Raw genomic sequence first — 17,388 nt, 5'->3', positions numbered from 1 at the left:
CTGCCGTGGAGTTGGTCAGGCCGGCTCGAACCGTTCCTGCAGCCACGCCTTGATGTCGGCGGACTCGTACAACCATTGCTCACTGCCGTCATCCTGATAGATCCTCAGGCAGGGAACCTTGATGCGTCCGCCGCCAGCTTCCAGCGCCGCACGATGCTGCTGGTCGTGCTGGGCATCACGGGTTTCAATGTTCAGGCCCAGGCGGGCAATCTCCTTGCGCACTTTGATGCAGAAAGGACAGGCGCTGAACTGATACAGAGCGAGATCTCTGCTGGCCTCGTCGACAAGGGCCTGATCTTCAGCGGTGCGCGTCATGCCCTTGGGCGTGCTGAGCTTTTCGCTGAGCAGCATGAAGGGTGTCAGGATCAGGCGCAGGGTGCGGAAAAAATAGCGAATAACAACTCTCATGGGTAACTCAAACTCCGGATAGAAAACGGCCTGCCGGGTGTCGGCATTCAGGCCGGATTTGCGTACTGGATAGCGGTGCGTGAGGATATCACTTCATCCGGTTGATCGGGTACCAACCGGCAGCACGATATACCCGGGGTTCAATCTTTGCCGGCGGTTTGCCCACCGCCACAACAGGCGGCGATGGGCAGCCTGATCTTAAAGCTTCACCATCAGCTTGCCTTTGTTCTCACCGGTCAGGAACATGCCAAGACCGTCCATGGCAGATTCCAGCCCCTCCAGAACGTGTGCCCGGTATTTGATCTGGCCTTTCTGAACATAGGGTGTGAGCTTCGCCTGCAGCTCCCTGGTCTTGTGGCGGTGATCCGGCATGGTGAACCCCTGGATCGACAGGCGTTTCTTGACGATACGCATCCAGTTGGGACCCGGGCGCGGAGTCTCGGCGGTGTAGTCGGCAATCATGCCGCACACCACAATACGACCGTGCGCATTCATCCGCTCGAACACCGCGTCCTGGGTCGGGCCACCGGTATTCTCGAAGTAAACGTCGATCCCTTCCGGTGCCAGTTCATCAAGCTTCGCACCCAGGTCGTCGCTCTTGTAGTTCACCGCGCCATCAAAGCCCAGTTCATTGACGATCCAGTCGGCCTTTTCATCGCTGCCGACCACACCGATAACCCGCAGGCCATCGGCCTTCGCCAACTGGCCCACGATAGAGCCAACAGACCCGGCGGCACCGGATACCACCAGTGTCTCACCCGCCTTGGGATCGCCGTAGCCGTAAAGGCCCTGGGTAGCCGTCAGCCCCGGCAGTGCAAAGACCGAGAGCGCCATTTCCGCCGGCAGGTCTTTATCGATTTTGTTCATGCCGGTGCCATCAGTCAGGAACATCTCCTGCCAGCCAAACATGCCCATGACCTGGTCGCCCACCGCAAAGTCAGGATTGTTGGAGGCAACGACCTCACCAATGCCCGACGATCGCATAACATCGCCCAGCTCCACACGCGGGATGTAGCTGTCCGTGTCGGAACTCATCCAGCCCATCATGGCAGGGTCCAGGGACATGTAGGCTTGCTTGATCAGAACTTCGCCGTCAGCGGGCTCCGGAACGGTTTTTTCAACCACTTCGAACAGCTCGGGACCGATATTCCCGTCAGGGCGCTTTACCAGATTAATGGCTTTGTAGGTGCTCATAGACAATGTCCTCCTGTGATGAGTCAGCGAGCCATTGTGCGCCATTGATTAGTGGACTTTAAGGTGGTTAAAAGCGAAACTTTATTGTCTTTTCGACACTAATGAACCACCGGATGGAAATGCTTCGCGGGGGAATATGGATCAGCTGAGAGCCATTCGCTATTTCGTGAAGGTCGCGGAAACCGGCAGCTTTACCGGCGCGTCGGAACACTTTGGGGTACCGCCGTCATCATTGTCCCGGCGGGTGGCCGACCTGGAGGCTCACCTGGGAACCAGCCTGCTCAAGCGTTCGACCCGGGTGGTAAAGCTGACGGAAATCGGACAAAGCTACTATTCCGAAGTCTCCCGGATCCTGTCGCAGCTGGAAGCCATGGACGAAGCCGTCGGTCAGTATCAGTCCAGCCCGATGGGCCGGCTGCGCATAAGCTCCATGGTGGGTTTCGGGGAGGCGATCCTGCTGCCGCTGATGGATCAATTCAGCGAGCGTTACCCGGACATCACACTCGACATCAACCTCACCGACTCCCTCAGCATGCTCAATCGGGATGACGTGGATCTGGCGATCCGTGGCGGCCTCGCGCCCGATGAACGGGTAGTCGCCACCCGGCTGATGGACAACAACTTTATGGCCGTCGCCTCCCCCGATTACCTGGAACGGTATGGTACCCCTACCCACCCCAGCGAACTGCGTGATCACAAGGGCCTTTATTACCGGACATCCCAGGGCCCCACGCCCTGGCTGTGTGAAATGGACGGGCGCCTGCACGACGTCTCTGCGCCTGCGGCGGCCATCAGTAACTCGGGACGCTGGTTACGGGATAAAGCCGAGCGTGGTGAAGGCATTCTCCTGCTACCACGGTGGGTGCTGGCGCCGTATCTTCAGCGGGGCACCCTGGTGCCCCTGACGCTTACCCCAAAAGTGCAGGTTACGCCTGATCCGGACCTGGCCATCTACCTGCTATACAGCAAAACCCGTTATCAGGTCCCCAAAGTCCGGGTAGCCGTTGATTTCCTGATCGAGGCGATGGCATCCAGGCACGAGCCAACGAGCTGAGTAACCTTCAATAGGCTTTCGCCGGTGCCACTGACAGAGGGGTTTCCGGATGCTTACCCACTGGGCCCGGTCACCTGACCGGCCCGAATACCGCGCGATATGGCCGCTCCACGGCTGCCCGGATCTCACCGAGGGAGAACACCCGGACAAACTCCGCAAAGCGCTGCCCCTCAAACCAGAGCTGCACCACCGGCAACGAGAAAATGCCCCGCGCTGCGCATAGAGCCCCGGCGGTTTCCTGACAGTCGACATAGGCGGTGACCAGCTCGGGAAATTCACCGGAGGCCAACTGCTCAAGCCGGGGTTTGATAGCCTGACAGACGCCACAATGCCTGCCGCCGAACAGAACCAGCACGGCCGAGTTGGTTTGTAGCGCTTCTGTCAGGCCTTCTTCCGACGTGATATTTTCCATATAGTCCTCGACGGCACCTCACCACTCCCACCAGGCACAGCTATCACCGCGTCCAGCCAGGAACGGCGTCCATATTCATCACACCGGCAACTCGATGATTTCACCCGCCACACGGTCTTCGCTCACCTCCAGCCGCCCCACCGTGATCGGCAACGTAAAGCGCCGGGGCCCCGCGCCACCCGGATTGAAGTAAAGCACGTCGCCTACCCATTCGTTACGGGGCTTGTGGGAATGGCCGGCGACCACCACGCGGTAGCGGCCTTGCGGATCGAAGTCGAGGGCTTTGACGTCGTGGAGCATGTAGAACGCGTGGCCGAGGAAGTCCAGATCCTGCACATCGGGAAGAGTCGCTGCACGGCCTGCTGTGTCGATATTGCCGCGAATGGCAACCACCGGCGCGATCGCCTCCAGGGCTTCCAGGACCTCGTCCCGCCCCACGTCACCGGCGTGAAGGATCAGGTCCGAACCTTTCAATACATCCAGGGCTTCGGGGCGCATCTTGCTGTGGGTGTCCGCGATGACGCCGATTTGCATGCTTCAGCCTTATATCACCGGTTTCGCCGTGAAGAATGGGCCTTTTGGCCCTCAATGATGCCCACCCGGACCATGCACGTGGCCGTGAGCGATCTCTTCTGCATCGGCAGCGCGTACTTCAATGACGTCGATATCAAAGGTCAGGGTCCTGCCGGCCATGGGATGGTTGGTGTCGACATCGGCAAACTTGTGACCCACCTTGGCGACAACCACGTGGCGCGGGCCCTGCTCGGTTTTTACCTGGGCGATCATGCCCGCTTTCCAACGCCTGGCGCCCATCAGATGTTTGATCGGCACGCGCTGTACCGCATCGGGCTTGCGCGGGCCGTAGGCTTTATCCGGAGAGACAGTCACGCTGAAGCTTTCGCCAGCGTCGCGCCCTTCCAGAGCTTCTTCCAGGCCCCGGATAATGCCTCCATGGCCATGAAGGTAGGCGTTCGGCTCGCCACCACGGGAGTCTTCAACAACATTGCCCTGTTCATCTTTGACGCTGTAATGGAACAGGACCACCTGATTCTTTTCGATAGGCATAGGGTTCTCCGCGATGGTTCAAAGTACGCCATTATAACCAGTGGTGGCGTTGACTGCAGGCGAGACAAGCCAGCTTTCATTCACAGACGACCAGCACCATCAAAAAGTTGCGCCGGATAGTACCTCACCCGTGCCAATACGACTTGGTGCGCTCATCCATCGGAAAGAAATGCTCGATCCGCAAGTTCTGCGCGGTGACATCCAGGGGCGTGCCGATGGTTGCGATGGTGGAAAACACTCTGAGTGGCTGGTCCCCCAGGTTCAGGGTAAAAGGAATGGCCGGGTAGTCCAGATGCTCCACCACGTGGCTTTTCCAGTCTTGCGGAACACCGGGCATGGTCAGGGCCTGCTCCAGTAATCGATTGGGCTGATCCCGATAGGGGCCTGCAAGATGCTCGCGGTAGACACGTTGCAGCAAATGGCAGGCGATATTCTCCCACTCGCCCACGAAGGGTTTGATACCCTCACTATCCAGCAGCGACAGCAGAAAGTTGGGCCGGGCCGGGAACTGAGCGCCCAGCTCCACCATGCTCGCCATCAGCTTCTGCATGGCCTGGTTGGCCATCACCAGATAATATTCATGGTCGAACACCACGGCCGGGTAAGGCAGGTGCGCCTGCAACAGGTGCTCAAGCGCTTCCCTGATCATGGCCATGCCGGGCGCGCTCAGGTCCTGGTGGGAGTACACCTGGCTGTAACCGGCGGACGACAACAGGCGGTTGGTACCGGCCAGGTCCGCTTGCAGCATCTTCGCCAGGTGCAGAACCATACCCTTGCTGGGCTTGCTGCGACCGGTTTCCAGAAAGCTGATGTGTTTTGCCGACACCTCGCACGCGAGGGCGAAGTCCATCTGGCTCAGGCGCTTACCCTGCCGCATTTCTCTGAAGAGCGTACCGAAGGCGCTCATTGGGGTTCCCGTTCTTTCCGAATGTCCAGTGATTATCCTGACCGACGGTAGGCAGCACCATTACCTCAGAGGTAATTGAGACTCCCACCATCCGGGTAGAAGCTTTGTAGTGTAGTCCAACCCATTGTGAAACCGATTGAGGTGGCCCTATGAAAAGCTTTGTCCGTCAATTCAGTGTGAAACAGATCTTGCTGAGTGATGTCTTCCTCTCCACGCCCCTGGCACTGGCCCTGATTCTTGCCGCTGAGCCGATCGCCCAGTGGGCGGGCGGCCCCGGCGCAACCTTCTACCTGGTGGTGGGCATTGTGATGCTGCTGTGGTGTGTGGATATGGTCGTCGTGGCCATCAATGAGCGGTGGCAGGAGAAATTCCTCAGCCTGATGATTGCCGCCGATGTCACCTGGAGCCTGCTGGCCCTTGCCCTGATGGTGTGGTTTGCCCCAAGCCTGCAGCCCCTGGGCTGGGTACTGTTCGCCGTAAACGTGCTGGTTCCGCTGGACATGGCGTGGATGAAGCGGGTTGCTGGCGGTAAGCCGCACCAGGCTGCGTTCAGCTGATGTCTCCTTCCTGAAGCTGATAGCGTGTGGCTGGGCGCACCCCGCCAAGCCACACGAGCACCGTTGACCATAAGCACCTACCCAAATTGGGTAATTTATTGCCCGTTTTGGGTATTTAAAAGATTTGTCCTGCCGTTATTGCGACTACAAGTCGCCTGATTTCCTCTGTTATTGCTACGAGACTTGTCACCATCGCTTCATCTACGTCGATATCGCCTTCATACTCTGCCAGATTTCGCTTGCGATGGGCCTGATCAAGAACCCGCCATTTTGCGGGTGACAAGTCGAGCGTGTGCTGCAGGCACTGGAAAACCAGATATCGGTTAGATGAAGCTAACCTTCCAACTGCGTCGCCGTGCACTATCCCTTCCGCATCGGCAGCAAGTGCTTCAATTTAAAAGCCTTACATTTCATTCGCCTTACGATACTGCCCGCGATAGTCAAAGATCCGTTCCTGCACCCGCCAATAGTGCTTTTGCCACCGGGCAATCACAAAATCCGGCGCCGGCAACAAGGCCTGGCTCTCCAACACTTCATCAGCCTTGCTGAACTGTTTTGGCACCCGGCCATTGGCGAAACGACGCCCGAACAGTTTGTTGAAAACGGTGCGCTGCGCCGGCTTGCCGAAATCAAACGACTCGTTCAGCTCTTCCCCATCTTCACCGTGATAGGTGATCCTCAGTTTGCTTTCACCGGCACTCAAGCTGATGCCGGCGCAACGGATCACCATGGCATCCTTGAGTTTCAGCGCATCCCGTAGCTGATCATCCGGGTCGATAATGGCTTTCTGGCATTGGTGGCAGTTACGGGCCGCAATATCATTCTCGCCGCCGCAGTGGGGGCACTCCCTGAACCGGAAACGGTAATCGCACTGTTGCGGGCGCCCTTGCTGCGCTGCCGGTTCACCCTCGTCCGCCGGCTCCAGCAGCCCCTGGCAACGGCGACCGTAGTGCTCGATCACCCGGCCGTCATCGTCTGTTTTGCCCCAGAAGATATTGGCAAAACCACAGCCCGGGCAGAATACCTGCACCGGCTCACTGTCGGAGTCCGGTTTCGGCTCCCCCACCTCCGGGTGATGCAGGTTCACATGGTTGCCGGCGTAATCAATCACCAGACAATCCTGTTTGCCGTCGTCAAGACGAAGACCCCTGCCCACAATCTGCTGATACAAACTGACCGACTGGGTAGGCCGAAGAATGGCGATGAAGTCCACGTGCGGTGCATCAAAGCCCGTGGTCAGCACAGACACATTCACCAGGTACTTCAACTGCCGCTGTTTGAAGCGCTGGATCAGCGACGCCCGCTCCTTCAGATCGGTGGCGCCGGTGACCAGGGCGGTTTGATCTGCCGGCAGATAGCCGGTGATCTCCCGGGCATGATCCACCGTTGCCGCAAAGATCATCACCCCCTTTCGCTCAGCGGCCAGTTCCATCACCTGCTCGATAATGGCGCGGGTGACACGGCGATGCTTGCTCAACAGCTGGTTAACGTCCTTCTCGGCGTACTCGCCAAAGCGGTCCTGGGGCAGCGCGGAGAAGTCGTACTGCGCCACCGCTGCATTCACCAACTCGGGTTTGGTGAGATAGCCCCGGTTGATCATATAGCTTAACGGCAGCTCATAAATACAATGCTGGAAGGGCTTTTCCTCTCCACCGCGGACAAAGCCCCGGTAGTGATAGCGATAGATCCAGCCCATGGCCAGACGATAGGGTGTGGCGGTCAGCCCGAGCACTTTGAGGGAGCCATTCTGTCGCCGCAGCAGCTCGATGATCCTCTGGTACTGACTGGTTTCTTCACCGCTGACCCGATGGCACTCATCGATGATGACCAACGAGTACTCATCCCTGAACTGATCCAGGTTCGCCGACACCGACTGCACACTGGCAAAGGTCACCTGATGCCGGCTTTCCTTACGCTTCAGCCCGGCAGAGAAAATGCCAGCGGTTAACCCATAGCTCTCGTATTTGCCGTGGTTCTGCTCCACCAGCTCCTTTACGTGGGTCAGCACCAGGATCCTGCGCCGGGCAAGGCGGGCCAGCTCGGCAATGACCAGACTCTTACCCGCACCGGTTGGCAGCACGACAACCGCAGACTCATCGGATTTGCGAAAATGAATCAGCGTGGCATCGACCGCTTCCTGCTGGTAAGGCCGGAGTTTGAAAGGAGCGTTCATTATGTAGGACTTGACCGTTTCCAGGATAAAAAGGCGGTCATACTAGCAAATAACGTTGCTTTTCAGCGTCACGTTGAGTCCCCTGAACCAGCATGGGCTGCTCCCGGCGGTGGACGGGTTGTTGGCCTTTCACCACCTGTGAGGTCGTGCTGGCTGGTGACCACCACCTCCCTCGGCCACCATTCGGGGTGATTGTCGCGGATGAATCCCAACAGCTTTTCACGGACATGCATTTCTGCTTCCCAGCCGGCAAAGGGTTCGGAGGTCATGAGATAGAAAGAAACCGTCTGGGCCGCAGCACTCTGCGCAGTGACATAGCAGCAAAGCTTGTGGTGCTCAACGACGTTCTTCTCGGCCTCGGCGAACTCCTTGAACTTCTCCCTCAGGCACTCGATGTCAGCATTCAGGTGAAGCGCCAGCTCGATCATTCTGTACATCTTGGGAGTCTTGACCGACAGATTCTCAAAGGGCTTGGAAGTGAAGTACTGGACGGGTACAACCAGACGGCGTTCATCCCAGGTTCGCAAGCGAATGAACGTATAGTAGATGCCTTCCACGTAACACCATTGATCCTCGAAGATGACCAGATCCCCAATTCGTATGGGTTTGGCGAGCGATACCTGAAAAGAGGACAGGATGTTGCCCAGCACTGCCTGACCGGCAATACCCAGGAGAACGGTGAGAATACTGGCTGACGCCAGGAGGGTCAGGCCCAGGGTTTCGAAGAGCTGGATCTCGGACAGTATATAAATGGAAACGGCGACAATTGTGACCAGGATGATGCCACGGCGCACCGCCTGGAGAGTCGTCAAAAAATGCCGTTCATCCCGGGGTTTGGTGTCATCGATTTCGCCCACAAGACGTCGCTTCACTTTGAGCAACAGGACGTCGACGAAACGCAGCGCAATCATACCGACACCCCAGGCCATGATGGTGATCAGCACTATGCGGAATGTCGTCGTGGCCACAGCCGAGAAGGAAACCACGTAATTGAACAGCATCTGGGCCAAAACCGTCATGGCGACCAGCGCCATGGGCACTTTGATCTGGTCGGCGAAGATACTGGGTGACCCGGCAGGTAACCATTGCGCCACCAGGCCAACGAAGCGACTGACAAGCCACCCAACCAGGCCCGTCCCCAGCAGGAAAACCGGAATGGCAATCCACTCCCAGATCTGCAGCATGCCGAACGTTGATTTGAAGCGTTGCGGTAAATGCTGTTCCAGCCAGGAGGGACCGTATTTTTCGTAAAGCACAGGAACCGGGCCCAGACTGTCCGGTGTAAACAACCAGACGGGTTCTTCGTCACCCACCCGATAACGGGCCAGACGAATATCATAGGCTTGCCCTTCGACACTGAGGGAGGCGATCTGCAGGTTGCGTCTTGGCTGCCCTGCCTGCGGATTCTTTCCCGCCGGATCTTCAATCACGGCATCCTGTCGCGCCGGCAAATCTGAGGTATCGATCCACTCGCCACGCCGGAGTACCGCGGCCAGCTGCCTGGCCAGCTCCGCCCCCTTCTCTCGCTGTTCGGCAGGGCTCAGATCGGAAAGATTGAGAAGGTGCGCTGCCGCCGGGAAGTTCTGCTGTTTGGTGAGATCGAGAAAGCTACGGACCGAATCCCGTGGCGTCAGGCGACTGACCGACTCGGGGGGCTCATCAAGCCCGGTATTCAATGAATCGACGGCGAACCATCGTATCTCCCTGTCTTCCGGTGTCTGCGCCACGCACAGGCTGGAAAACAGAAGAGCAATGGCCCACAGCCCCCATGTCGTATGTGTTTTCATTTACGCCTCCCTGACATTCACGACATCACATTCCTCGCATCGGTGAAGCCGTCGCTTTCACAGGTAAAGCATAGGAGGCAAGGCGGCACACAGCCAAGAACGAGCATGCTTGCTTTCCAGTTGGGAAAGAATCAAGGGCCCTCTGATTGTTCAACGCTTCCTCGCGGGCTAAAACTTACACAAGGCAGAGATCCACCCACTTCGTCGACCGGCAGACTTGGCTCAGACATGGCATTCCAATAAGCTTGTCCCTTTCGTTGACCCAAGAAGGACCTTGTTAATGCCATTGAAGCGCCTATCCCTGCTGGCGACCAGCTTGCTTCTGGTCGCTTGCCAGCCCGAAACCGGTTCCCAGGCCCAGACCGAACCGGAAACACCGCCCGAACGCGAGATCACCTGGTCAGATGAGGTCACTCAGCCCGCCACCCTGATCCACCATCTGCCGGAAGACACCGTGGCTTACATCCGTGTGCCGAGTGTTACCGCACTGTTTGCCGCGCCCAAAAACAACGGGATGGGACAGTTTCTGGAAAGCGAGGCCAATGAGACGGCGCTGAAGCAACTGTTCAGCGGCAGTCGAACCGAGCTGGAAGGCATGGGCGCGGCAGCGTCGATAGCCAACCTCGCGCTGGAGCGATTGCGCTCGCCGTTGGAAGTCGCAGTATCCATTCCTGAGGGAGCAAGCTTCACTGCGGCCCGGGTGCAGGCCACCGCCCGCCTGGATTTCGACAGCCGGGAAGCCTTGCAGGAACGTATCGCCCAATGGGTCGCCACCCAGCCCAATGTCAGCCTGAAACGGCCACTGACAGAGAATCAATCGGGCATGCTCTCCTTCGGTCCGATGCCGGCTTACTACCAATACAACCCCGATAATCGCCGTCTGGCGCTCGTCGCCGGGTTTTCCGCCACGACCGATGCCCTGTCTCAAATCGGGCAGACGGCCAATGAAACACACCCGGCCCTGACCCGCCAGGCCGGCATGGAGGCCAGCGGTTACGGACTCTATACCTGGGTGAGCGCGGCCAGATTGCTCCCTATGGCACGGCCATTCATGAACCCCAACCAATGGGCCGAGCTTGAACAAAGCGGCCTGGACCGTACCGATGAAGTGGCGTTAAGCCTGGGGACCGCGCAGGGGCGCGGCCGTTTGAGCGTCTATGCCGACGGCACCGGCGGCCCGATCTGGGATCTGGCCTTGCCCGCTGCGGCACCGACCGCTGTGACCACCCATGGCCGACCCGACATCCTCAGCGTGATTTCGATGCCGGATTACGCGTGGGTGGAAACAGTGGTCCAGCTCAGCGGTGAAGACCTTTCTACCTGGGACGCCGAACTGGCCGATCACGACATGACCGTCCGCGCAATTGTCGAAGCCGTTTCCGGACGCCTTACCACGGTTTACGACGAATTGGGCACTTACAGCATTCTGGAGGCTACCAAGCCGGACCAGTTGGCCAACCTGGCTGCCAAACTGTCGGCTTCGGAACTTCTCACCGTCACCGAGCATGACTATAACGGCACCAAGCTCATGCGCTGGCGCGTACCCGCGGAACAGTGGGTGCCGCAGCAGGACCCGGAAGTTGCCTTGTGGACACGCGGGCAAAGCATCCAGACCTGGGTGATGCGTGAAGGCGACAACTGGGTCTTCGCCGGAGTACCCCAGGTGTTGATGGCGCGGGCCGATCTGGGAAGCGACTTCGACCTCCAGCCCTGGCTGGCCGCCACCGGGGACGCAGGCCACAGCATGATGGTGTTAAGCCATTCTGAAGACGTCGTCCGTAAAAACTACCACTACTATCTGCTGGGGATGCAGATGTTAAGCGACGCGGTCAACGCCGACGTAAACATGATGGCTTTCCCGCCTGCCCATGAACGAGCCTGGCCCGAGACCTCGACCGTCAGCGCCGCCGTGGATTATAAGGACCAGGCCATCCGGCTCGAACTGGGTTATGAGAACCACCCGATCGAACTGGTTCAGGCGTCGCCAATGGCCGGAATCGCCATGGTGGGGATTCTGTCGGCTGTCGCCATTCCGGCCTATCAGGACTACGTCGAACGCGCTGAAGCGCCGCCCTACTAGTCGTTGCAGCCCGGGCCGGCGAACTGTCGGTCCCGGGTGACTGACTCAGGCTTTCCGAAATTGTCCTCGATGCTTTTGACAGCGCTTCCGACCTCCGAGAAATCGATCATGACATCATCGCTTGCAGGGTACGATTCACTTTTTCGTGCCTGGTCCTGAATCCAACGTCAGGCCATTCAATTAATCCTTCTCAAATTGCACACTTGCACTCTCAATCAGCTTCCAGGATTCAGCAAAGTCCGGATCGTGTTCAGACTGGACATAGTGCTCCAGCGCCACACCACTGCCATCCAGGGGCTTCCAGATCCTGAGAGTATATTCTGCGCCGCCTGAACCTCCGTGAAAGGTATCCAGATGAAATTGATAGGTAACAGCGCCTATGGTTCTGGTTTCGGTATTGGATATGTCGTAGGCCTTTAGCAGCTCCAAGGTTATAGAGTCAGTCTGGCGACTACTATCTTCAGGGTTCCTGTGAAAAACGAATCCATTGTCGATTTTTTCTATAGATGTGTATTCAAAATCGGCTTCTGCAGCCAAACCATTGTGGTGGTTTATCTTATTAACACTCGATTCGTCTTTTTCATTAACATCGCACCCCACCAACCCTAGCCATAGGAAAAGATAATGAAGTTTTTTCAATCAGATCCCTCCTGACGCTTTCATGTCCTTATAGGCTTCAAAAACGAAATAGCCCCAACTTCGCGAAACCGGGTCAATCCAGGCTCTAAGAACATGAAAGTAGCCCAGCGCTTTCGAGATCCCCGACCGGCAAGCTGCAGGATAATACCCGTTCACTCGATGAACGTCTGGGAATATATTCAACCTCGAACCGGAATGACGCATCTTCAAATCGAAGGGACCGACAGCCGGTATACGAGGTATCGATGAACTCCATAGCATCGCCTTGTTCGTCTCGAACCGAGCAGATATCACGCTGGGCATCGATTTTCCACTCATGTCCCGGAAGAAGCCGTTCAAATCTCAGGCACGGATAGAGAGATTCGGTAGAGAATCGTGTCAGACGATAGAGCTCGCCCTGATGACGTACAACCTGAATCCCCATAGCTCGTGAGTAAACGACAGGAAGCGGATTATCGTTGCTTACACCACCTCCCGCCGCAGGCATACACCAGGCAATCAGAAACATAGTCAGATAGCGCACAGAAGTCTCCATTTGTTCAGGCAGGATATGCACCGGGACGCTTCCCGCTACACAGACTAAGCCAGGTATTGAAGCAGTTCCCTCTCCCCCCTAAAACCCTACTGACTTTCGCGTGATTTCCTCGCTTTGACAGCCGCACGGAACGATAAGAGAAGAAGAACCGGCAATACTCCCAGGAAAACTGCCAACCATATTAAATGCATGATTTCACTATCCGCGAAAAAGGTCTTACCTGAAATGAGAGTTATTAATGCCCCGAGTACAAAAACAATGCTCACTGAAACGACGAGAATCCCCTGCTTCTTCTTGATGATTTTCTCGTCCTTGCCTTCTGAATTCATGGGCACCTCAGTACGATAGACCTGTCCCAGTTTTACGCTTGAAGAAACAGCTTGTGTCGCTCGCCTCTGCTGAGCTTCACATCATATACAAGCTGACCACGATATAGCCCTTGCCAAGGGGCTGAATACTCCCATGAATCAGGGGAGAACCGCCCTCTCGGTTTACAAAAAGATCTGGCTTGTATGCGGGATGGCCGACCAGAATGATGGATTCGCCATCGGCATGGATTTCCGTTTCCAACTCCGCTTTTACGTCTTCCGGGATCCAAGTCTCATAGAATTCGGGGTTAACAACCACATCATTGGCCTCGTTAACCCGCTCACTGTTGCGGACGATGTCTTCGTAATCTTCCTGGCTGAAATGCAGCAGCGCCGTCAGCCCGTAATCCGTAGGGCCGGGCACGGTTAGCCTGGAATTGCCGGTAGAAGGGACCGCTGGTTCGGTAGACCATTTAACCGAATCGGGTTGGGCTGGTAATGCTATCAGCTTCTTCAGGTCGCCCAGTGTGGTGTGCCGGAGTTCCAGAGGCTCGGTTATTTCTCTGCCAGTGGCGGGGACGAAACTGATCTCATAAAAAGAGGCCATGTTCTGGCAGTCCCAGGAAGCCGCCAAGGCATCTTCCATACCTTCTTTAACAGAGGGATATACCTGGGAGTAATTATCAATGTCCGACCTGCCAGCTATTACAGATTGAACCTCTTCCGTTTCTATGGTGTTTTCCAGGCTAACGTAGACTGCCATCTCCACATCCGACAGCCACATGCCCTCATACTCATTCCTTAAGTGCTCTGGATCGAACGCATTACATAATGCACTGGCATCTGCTTCTAACTGGCTCTCTGAGTCACAGCCGCTGAACGCCGCAACGGACAGCGCCATAGCAAAAAAAACGGGCACTCTGGCATCTTTTTCTTTCATGATTGCCCAGCGGCTCACTCGTGGTTATGACGCCGAAATCGATAGTGTTCCCAGATCAGCCGATAATGCTCGACGGCGACTGCATAGCGTTCAGACTGATAGAAACTGTGAGCGGCAAAGCCAAGGACCAGCCCGACGCCACCAGTTATAGCCATTCCGTAACGACCATCCATCAGAACGGCGATTGAGCATGCAGCAAGCACCAGCAGGTACGCCCTGTTGTGCCAGACAAGGAAGCCGTGGAAGATCGACCAGCCTCTGGACAAAAGGAAGGTGGGAGTTGAGAGCACCAGCACCATGACAACCAGCAACCCCAATTCGAGGTACATCAGGGGGCGCTCCGACATCCAGTTCGAGAGAACCCCGGAAATCAGGATGAGCGTGATTGCCAGACAAAACACCATCAGCATGACCGCCGCTAGCATGTGCCACATGCCCATAGGGAACATCTGGTAGTCAGGCATGGGCTTTTCTGGCCGCGCGTCTTGCTTACGCTCTGTCATTCGTCGTCTGCCACCACTACGACCGCCAGCTTCCCCAGTGCGCCTCCAGTGGCGCTGCCGGTGAAGCTGAGCCCTGCGCCGATGGAGTCCTTGATCTGCCGCAGTGTCGTTGTCTTTATTGCATCGTTCGAATAGCGCCGTTCGATCTTGCCAGCACGTTCCATCATCTTCAGGGTTTTATTCGAAACACCCGGAGCGTTGGAGCGGGCAATTTCCCGCGAAAGTCGTCTGCGCTGCTGCCTGTTTAACCCGTCCAAAGCCTGCCGCGTTGTGATCCCTTCTGCCCTGAGAAGCTTGATACCGCGAATCGTCATCAGGCCTGCCGCAGACGCGCCACCGATTGAGATAACGTCGAGAGCCAAAGTGGCGTGCTGGTACCATTCTTCGCTGTCGAGCTCGTCATTAAGGTGAGGCGCCTGAACCTCGTTTCGTGTTCTCATCAGGCTGTTTCCACACTGAACCGAACTGGCGGTCGCAGCACCATAAGCCATAACCGAGAACACAGTAGATCCACCACCGCTGAACGGGATCGCAGCACCTGACGTGAAGACGACAAACCAGCCAAGTACCGCAGCGCCGCATGAGAGTGCGGCTCCAGCGGCTTCCGCCACGAGACGGCTCTCTCTGGGGTTGTCTTTAACCTCGGCAACGTACTCGGCAGGCGAAAGACGGGAAGGCGGTTCGCGCAGAATGACTCGTGTGGGCTTAAACAGGCAAATTCGCTCAAAATCACGAAGGGTGACCGACGTGCCCCACTCATCGATAAAAACAACACCTGCGCCGGTCAAGGCGGGGTCACCATCTATCGCTTTGAACAGCTTTTGCTGGTCAAGCGTGTAGGTGAGCCGGGCTTTCAGCTGCTTCTGAGCGTAGGTCTCGCGGGAAGGGAGAACGGTAGCTTCCATGATTATGTCCTTAAGTCTTCGATTGTCCCTGAAAAACGTCGGTCCAGACGCTACCTGCGAATATTAATCCGAACGTGTTGATCGGACAAGTATCGCTGGCACGGGCAGACCGATATACAATACGTCGGCAACTCAGTCGGTATCCAGCGGTGCAAGGGCAAAGGCAAGGCCAGACTGTGGTGCCGCTGCACATGGCGCCCAAAAACCTTCCTCGCCTGCGACTCCTTATCATCGTTGACCAAGACAACCTGAACGTCCCCAATGGACAGCAGGTATTATGCCACTACACTACGGATCCATGGGTTGGTTAGCGCGCCTATGACGTTTTCAGCTTTGCTGGGCATTTTTGCGCTGTTCATTCTGATCGGATGGCTTCTCTTCATCCTGTTCGGGCAGATTACCGCCCGAAGAACTGATCGAGCCGTCACCACCTGCCAATCGAAAGCCATAACAACAAGCAAGCAACCCCGAAAAGAAGCACAACAGAATGGACAGCCAGGTTTTTCTGGGTAGTTGGGGCGGGCTTTCTGACGAAGCTGAAGTAATCCTCACCAAACAGCCCAACGCCGCAGCCCTCGCAATAGTTCTTTGAGTAAGAAACCCGCAGCGCAGATGGCTCAAACTTTTTCCGACAGCTGTAACAACCAGGCTTGATCAATTCGGGCTCCGGGCAAAGCGAATGCGCTAATGTTTTCCATGGACCAAAAACCGGGACAGCAAATAAAGCCGTCCCGGTTCTTCTTAACAGTATGCCGCCTGGTTACAGCTGGCCTAACAGTGTTTCGGCGCTACTCTGGTTCACGCCCTTGGCGTCGACCCCAAGCCATTCGACAACGCCGTCATTGGCAATGAGTGCAAAGCGCCGGCTACGGATGCCCATACCCATGGCTGTGGCGTCGAGTTCCAGACCGAGCTGCCGGATGAAATCCCCATTGCCGTCGCTCAGCATGAGAATCTGCTCGGCATTCTGTTCTCTTTGCCAGGCATTCATGACAAAGGCGTCGTTCGTTGCCAGGCAGGCAATCTGATCGATGCCTTTCTCAAAAATTCTGTCTGCATTGACCACAAAACCAGGCATGTGAGTCTGGGAGCAGCCCGGCGTGAAGGCTCCCGGTACTGCAAACAGGGCAACGCGCCGACCGCTGAACAGCTCCTCAGTAGAAAGTGTCTGAGGGCCTTTCTCACCCGGTGTTCTGAGTTCCACGCTGGGGAGTTTGTCGCCTACCTTGATCGTCATGTCGTTATGCTCCCGTGATTGGCTTGTTGCGGCAATTCGCCGCCTTTGGAGTCCTGCAGGGTTAAACCTAACACGGTTTTCGGGTCTTATACTTCAGCAGCCCCGTTTTCAGGCTCCATAATCGGTTTACGAAAAAATAAATCCGGAAAATGGCGCTTTCGCAGCCAGGCACCGGATCACCAGTCGCGCTGTATTAGCAGGTTACATGCTGCCGACGGCGGGACTTGCGCGGTGCCGTGGCTAGTGCCCCGGTGCCACCGCCTTCACATTCTGCACACCGATCTTGGTCATTACATCAAGGACCTGAGAAAGGGCATCCTGACTGCTACCTGAGAAGTGAATGGCGACTGATTCAGGCTTTCCAAAATGGTCCTCGATGGTTTTGACAGCGCTTCCAGCCTCCGCGAAATCGACCACGACATCACCCACTGAAAAGACCAGCTCATCCACCTGCCGGAGTTCCAGTCGCTGGGTTTCCTCGCCTCTGGCCGCAGGGGCAAACGTAATATCGTAGAAAGCGGCCATGTCCTGGCACTCCCAGGGAGTCCCTAAGGCCTTTTCCACGCCTTCTTTGATGAAGGTGTCCCGTCCTGAAATACGTTGTCATCTGGAGAATGAGCAGATGGGCAACGATACTCCCACCCGGAAGAAGCGCACGCAGCGTGATTACAACCTGGGCTTTAA

At 56.7% G+C, this 17,388-nt stretch carries 19 protein-coding genes; 3 read left to right on the top strand and 16 right to left on the bottom strand.

What is annotated here, in order from left to right; all coding sequences use genetic code 11:
• Nucleotides 1-15: 15 nt before the first annotated feature.
• Entirely contained in the window at nt 16-408 is a 393-nt protein-coding gene (locus tag ACFOZ5_RS03635; RefSeq protein WP_379885483.1) for a glutaredoxin family protein, read from the bottom strand.
• A gap of 198 nt (nt 409-606) precedes the next feature.
• Nucleotides 607-1,602, bottom strand: coding sequence for an NADP-dependent oxidoreductase (locus ACFOZ5_RS03630; protein ID WP_379885482.1), 996 nt, complete (start codon nt 1,600-1,602; stop codon nt 607-609).
• Between the two features lie 136 nt (nt 1,603-1,738).
• Here ACFOZ5_RS03630 and ACFOZ5_RS03625 point away from each other — a divergent pair, with 136 nt between their 5' ends.
• Entirely contained in the window at nt 1,739-2,656 is a 918-nt protein-coding gene (locus ACFOZ5_RS03625; protein WP_379885481.1) for a LysR family transcriptional regulator, read from the top strand.
• A 70-nt stretch (nt 2,657-2,726) separates the two neighbouring features.
• Here the strand turns inward: ACFOZ5_RS03625 and ACFOZ5_RS03620 are convergent, their stop codons facing one another.
• The 4 genes from ACFOZ5_RS03620 to ACFOZ5_RS03605 form a co-directional block, all read right to left on the bottom strand.
• Complete coding sequence (locus tag ACFOZ5_RS03620) at nt 2,727-3,068, bottom strand: thioredoxin family protein (RefSeq protein WP_379885480.1); 342 nt, start codon at nt 3,066-3,068, stop codon at nt 2,727-2,729.
• Nucleotides 3,069-3,146: 78 nt separating this feature from the next.
• Complete coding sequence (locus ACFOZ5_RS03615; protein ID WP_379885479.1) at nt 3,147-3,602, bottom strand: metallophosphoesterase family protein; 456 nt, start codon at nt 3,600-3,602, stop codon at nt 3,147-3,149.
• 51 nt (nt 3,603-3,653) lie between these two features.
• Nucleotides 3,654-4,133: an FKBP-type peptidyl-prolyl cis-trans isomerase gene (locus tag ACFOZ5_RS03610; protein WP_379885478.1), complete on the bottom strand. Its 480-nt coding sequence runs from the start codon at nt 4,131-4,133 to the stop codon at nt 3,654-3,656.
• A gap of 124 nt (nt 4,134-4,257) precedes the next feature.
• Complete coding sequence (locus ACFOZ5_RS03605) at nt 4,258-5,040, bottom strand: helix-turn-helix domain-containing protein (RefSeq protein ID WP_379885477.1); 783 nt, start codon at nt 5,038-5,040, stop codon at nt 4,258-4,260.
• 149 nt (nt 5,041-5,189) lie between these two features.
• Between ACFOZ5_RS03605 and ACFOZ5_RS03600 the strand changes: the two genes are divergently transcribed.
• On the top strand, nt 5,190-5,597 hold the full coding sequence (locus ACFOZ5_RS03600; protein WP_379885476.1) for a hypothetical protein: 408 nt from the start codon (nt 5,190-5,192) through the stop codon (nt 5,595-5,597).
• Between the two features lie 403 nt (nt 5,598-6,000).
• Here ACFOZ5_RS03600 and ACFOZ5_RS03595 read toward each other — a convergent pair whose 3' ends face one another.
• Both ACFOZ5_RS03595 and ACFOZ5_RS03590 read right to left on the bottom strand, forming a co-directional pair.
• Nucleotides 6,001-7,770: a DEAD/DEAH box helicase family protein gene (locus ACFOZ5_RS03595; RefSeq protein ID WP_379885475.1), complete on the bottom strand. Its 1,770-nt coding sequence runs from the start codon at nt 7,768-7,770 to the stop codon at nt 6,001-6,003.
• Between the two features lie 68 nt (nt 7,771-7,838).
• On the bottom strand, nt 7,839-9,557 hold the full coding sequence (locus ACFOZ5_RS03590) for a mechanosensitive ion channel family protein (RefSeq protein ID WP_379885474.1): 1,719 nt from the start codon (nt 9,555-9,557) through the stop codon (nt 7,839-7,841).
• Nucleotides 9,558-9,837: 280 nt separating this feature from the next.
• Here ACFOZ5_RS03590 and ACFOZ5_RS03585 point away from each other — a divergent pair, with 280 nt between their 5' ends.
• Entirely contained in the window at nt 9,838-11,637 is a 1,800-nt protein-coding gene (locus tag ACFOZ5_RS03585; protein ID WP_379885473.1) for a hypothetical protein, read from the top strand.
• 180 nt (nt 11,638-11,817) lie between these two features.
• Here the strand turns inward: ACFOZ5_RS03585 and ACFOZ5_RS03580 are convergent, their stop codons facing one another.
• From ACFOZ5_RS03580 to ACFOZ5_RS03545, 8 genes are all read right to left on the bottom strand, one after another.
• Nucleotides 11,818-12,276, bottom strand: coding sequence for a Tsi3 family protein (locus ACFOZ5_RS03580; RefSeq protein ID WP_379885472.1), 459 nt, complete (start codon nt 12,274-12,276; stop codon nt 11,818-11,820).
• 621 nt (nt 12,277-12,897) lie between these two features.
• Nucleotides 12,898-13,140 (bottom strand): hypothetical protein, encoded by a 243-nt coding sequence (locus ACFOZ5_RS03575; protein WP_379885471.1) that lies wholly within the window; start codon nt 13,138-13,140, stop codon nt 12,898-12,900.
• A gap of 76 nt (nt 13,141-13,216) precedes the next feature.
• A complete protein-coding gene (locus tag ACFOZ5_RS03570; RefSeq protein ID WP_379885470.1) occupies nt 13,217-14,059 on the bottom strand; it encodes a hypothetical protein in 843 nt (280 codons plus the stop codon).
• 14 nt (nt 14,060-14,073) lie between these two features.
• The gene (locus ACFOZ5_RS03565; RefSeq protein WP_379885469.1) at nt 14,074-14,523 is read right to left on the bottom strand and encodes a hypothetical protein; all 450 of its coding nucleotides are present in this window, start codon (nt 14,521-14,523) and stop codon (nt 14,074-14,076) included.
• 35 nt (nt 14,524-14,558) lie between these two features.
• Nucleotides 14,559-15,467 (bottom strand): NAD synthetase, encoded by a 909-nt coding sequence (locus ACFOZ5_RS03560; RefSeq protein ID WP_379885468.1) that lies wholly within the window; start codon nt 15,465-15,467, stop codon nt 14,559-14,561.
• A gap of 327 nt (nt 15,468-15,794) precedes the next feature.
• Nucleotides 15,795-16,088, bottom strand: coding sequence for a hypothetical protein (locus tag ACFOZ5_RS03555; RefSeq protein WP_379885467.1), 294 nt, complete (start codon nt 16,086-16,088; stop codon nt 15,795-15,797).
• 139 nt (nt 16,089-16,227) lie between these two features.
• Complete coding sequence (locus ACFOZ5_RS03550) at nt 16,228-16,704, bottom strand: peroxiredoxin (RefSeq protein WP_379885466.1); 477 nt, start codon at nt 16,702-16,704, stop codon at nt 16,228-16,230.
• A gap of 240 nt (nt 16,705-16,944) precedes the next feature.
• Nucleotides 16,945-17,229, bottom strand: coding sequence for a hypothetical protein (locus ACFOZ5_RS03545; protein WP_379885465.1), 285 nt, complete (start codon nt 17,227-17,229; stop codon nt 16,945-16,947).
• Nucleotides 17,230-17,388 lie beyond the last annotated feature (159 nt).

This window comes from Marinobacter lacisalsi, assembly GCF_042651045.1.
Classification (GTDB): Bacteria; Pseudomonadota; Gammaproteobacteria; order Pseudomonadales; family Oleiphilaceae; genus Marinobacter; species Marinobacter lacisalsi.
The sequence above is the reverse complement of the archived record's forward strand: the minus strand, read 5'-3'. Positions and strand labels throughout refer to the sequence as shown.

Bases quoted from the DNA above. Each gene is read 5' to 3' on its own strand.
- ACFOZ5_RS03620 (WP_379885480.1), bottom strand. From the start codon at position 3,068: ATGGAAAATATCACGTCGGAAGAAGGCCTGACAGAAGCGCTACAAACC.
- ACFOZ5_RS03615 (WP_379885479.1), bottom strand. From the start codon at position 3,602: ATGCAAATCGGCGTCATCGCGGACACCCACAGCAAGATGCGCCCCGAA.
- ACFOZ5_RS03625 (WP_379885481.1), top strand. From the start codon at position 1,739: ATGGATCAGCTGAGAGCCATTCGCTATTTCGTGAAGGTCGCGGAAACC.
- ACFOZ5_RS03610 (WP_379885478.1), bottom strand. From the start codon at position 4,133: ATGCCTATCGAAAAGAATCAGGTGGTCCTGTTCCATTACAGCGTCAAA.
- ACFOZ5_RS03600 (WP_379885476.1), top strand. From the start codon at position 5,190: ATGAAAAGCTTTGTCCGTCAATTCAGTGTGAAACAGATCTTGCTGAGT.
- ACFOZ5_RS03560 (WP_379885468.1), bottom strand. From the start codon at position 15,467: ATGGAAGCTACCGTTCTCCCTTCCCGCGAGACCTACGCTCAGAAGCAG.
- ACFOZ5_RS03585 (WP_379885473.1), top strand. From the start codon at position 9,838: ATGCCATTGAAGCGCCTATCCCTGCTGGCGACCAGCTTGCTTCTGGTC.
- ACFOZ5_RS03590 (WP_379885474.1), bottom strand. From the start codon at position 9,557: ATGAAAACACATACGACATGGGGGCTGTGGGCCATTGCTCTTCTGTTT.
- ACFOZ5_RS03595 (WP_379885475.1), bottom strand. From the start codon at position 7,770: ATGAACGCTCCTTTCAAACTCCGGCCTTACCAGCAGGAAGCGGTCGAT.
- ACFOZ5_RS03605 (WP_379885477.1), bottom strand. From the start codon at position 5,040: ATGAGCGCCTTCGGTACGCTCTTCAGAGAAATGCGGCAGGGTAAGCGC.
- ACFOZ5_RS03565 (WP_379885469.1), bottom strand. From the start codon at position 14,523: ATGCCTGACTACCAGATGTTCCCTATGGGCATGTGGCACATGCTAGCG.
- ACFOZ5_RS03630 (WP_379885482.1), bottom strand. From the start codon at position 1,602: ATGAGCACCTACAAAGCCATTAATCTGGTAAAGCGCCCTGACGGGAAT.
- ACFOZ5_RS03575 (WP_379885471.1), bottom strand. From the start codon at position 13,140: ATGAATTCAGAAGGCAAGGACGAGAAAATCATCAAGAAGAAGCAGGGG.
- ACFOZ5_RS03550 (WP_379885466.1), bottom strand. From the start codon at position 16,704: ATGACGATCAAGGTAGGCGACAAACTCCCCAGCGTGGAACTCAGAACA.
- ACFOZ5_RS03570 (WP_379885470.1), bottom strand. From the start codon at position 14,059: ATGAAAGAAAAAGATGCCAGAGTGCCCGTTTTTTTTGCTATGGCGCTG.
- ACFOZ5_RS03635 (WP_379885483.1), bottom strand. From the start codon at position 408: ATGAGAGTTGTTATTCGCTATTTTTTCCGCACCCTGCGCCTGATCCTG.
- ACFOZ5_RS03545 (WP_379885465.1), bottom strand. From the start codon at position 17,229: ATGGCCGCTTTCTACGATATTACGTTTGCCCCTGCGGCCAGAGGCGAG.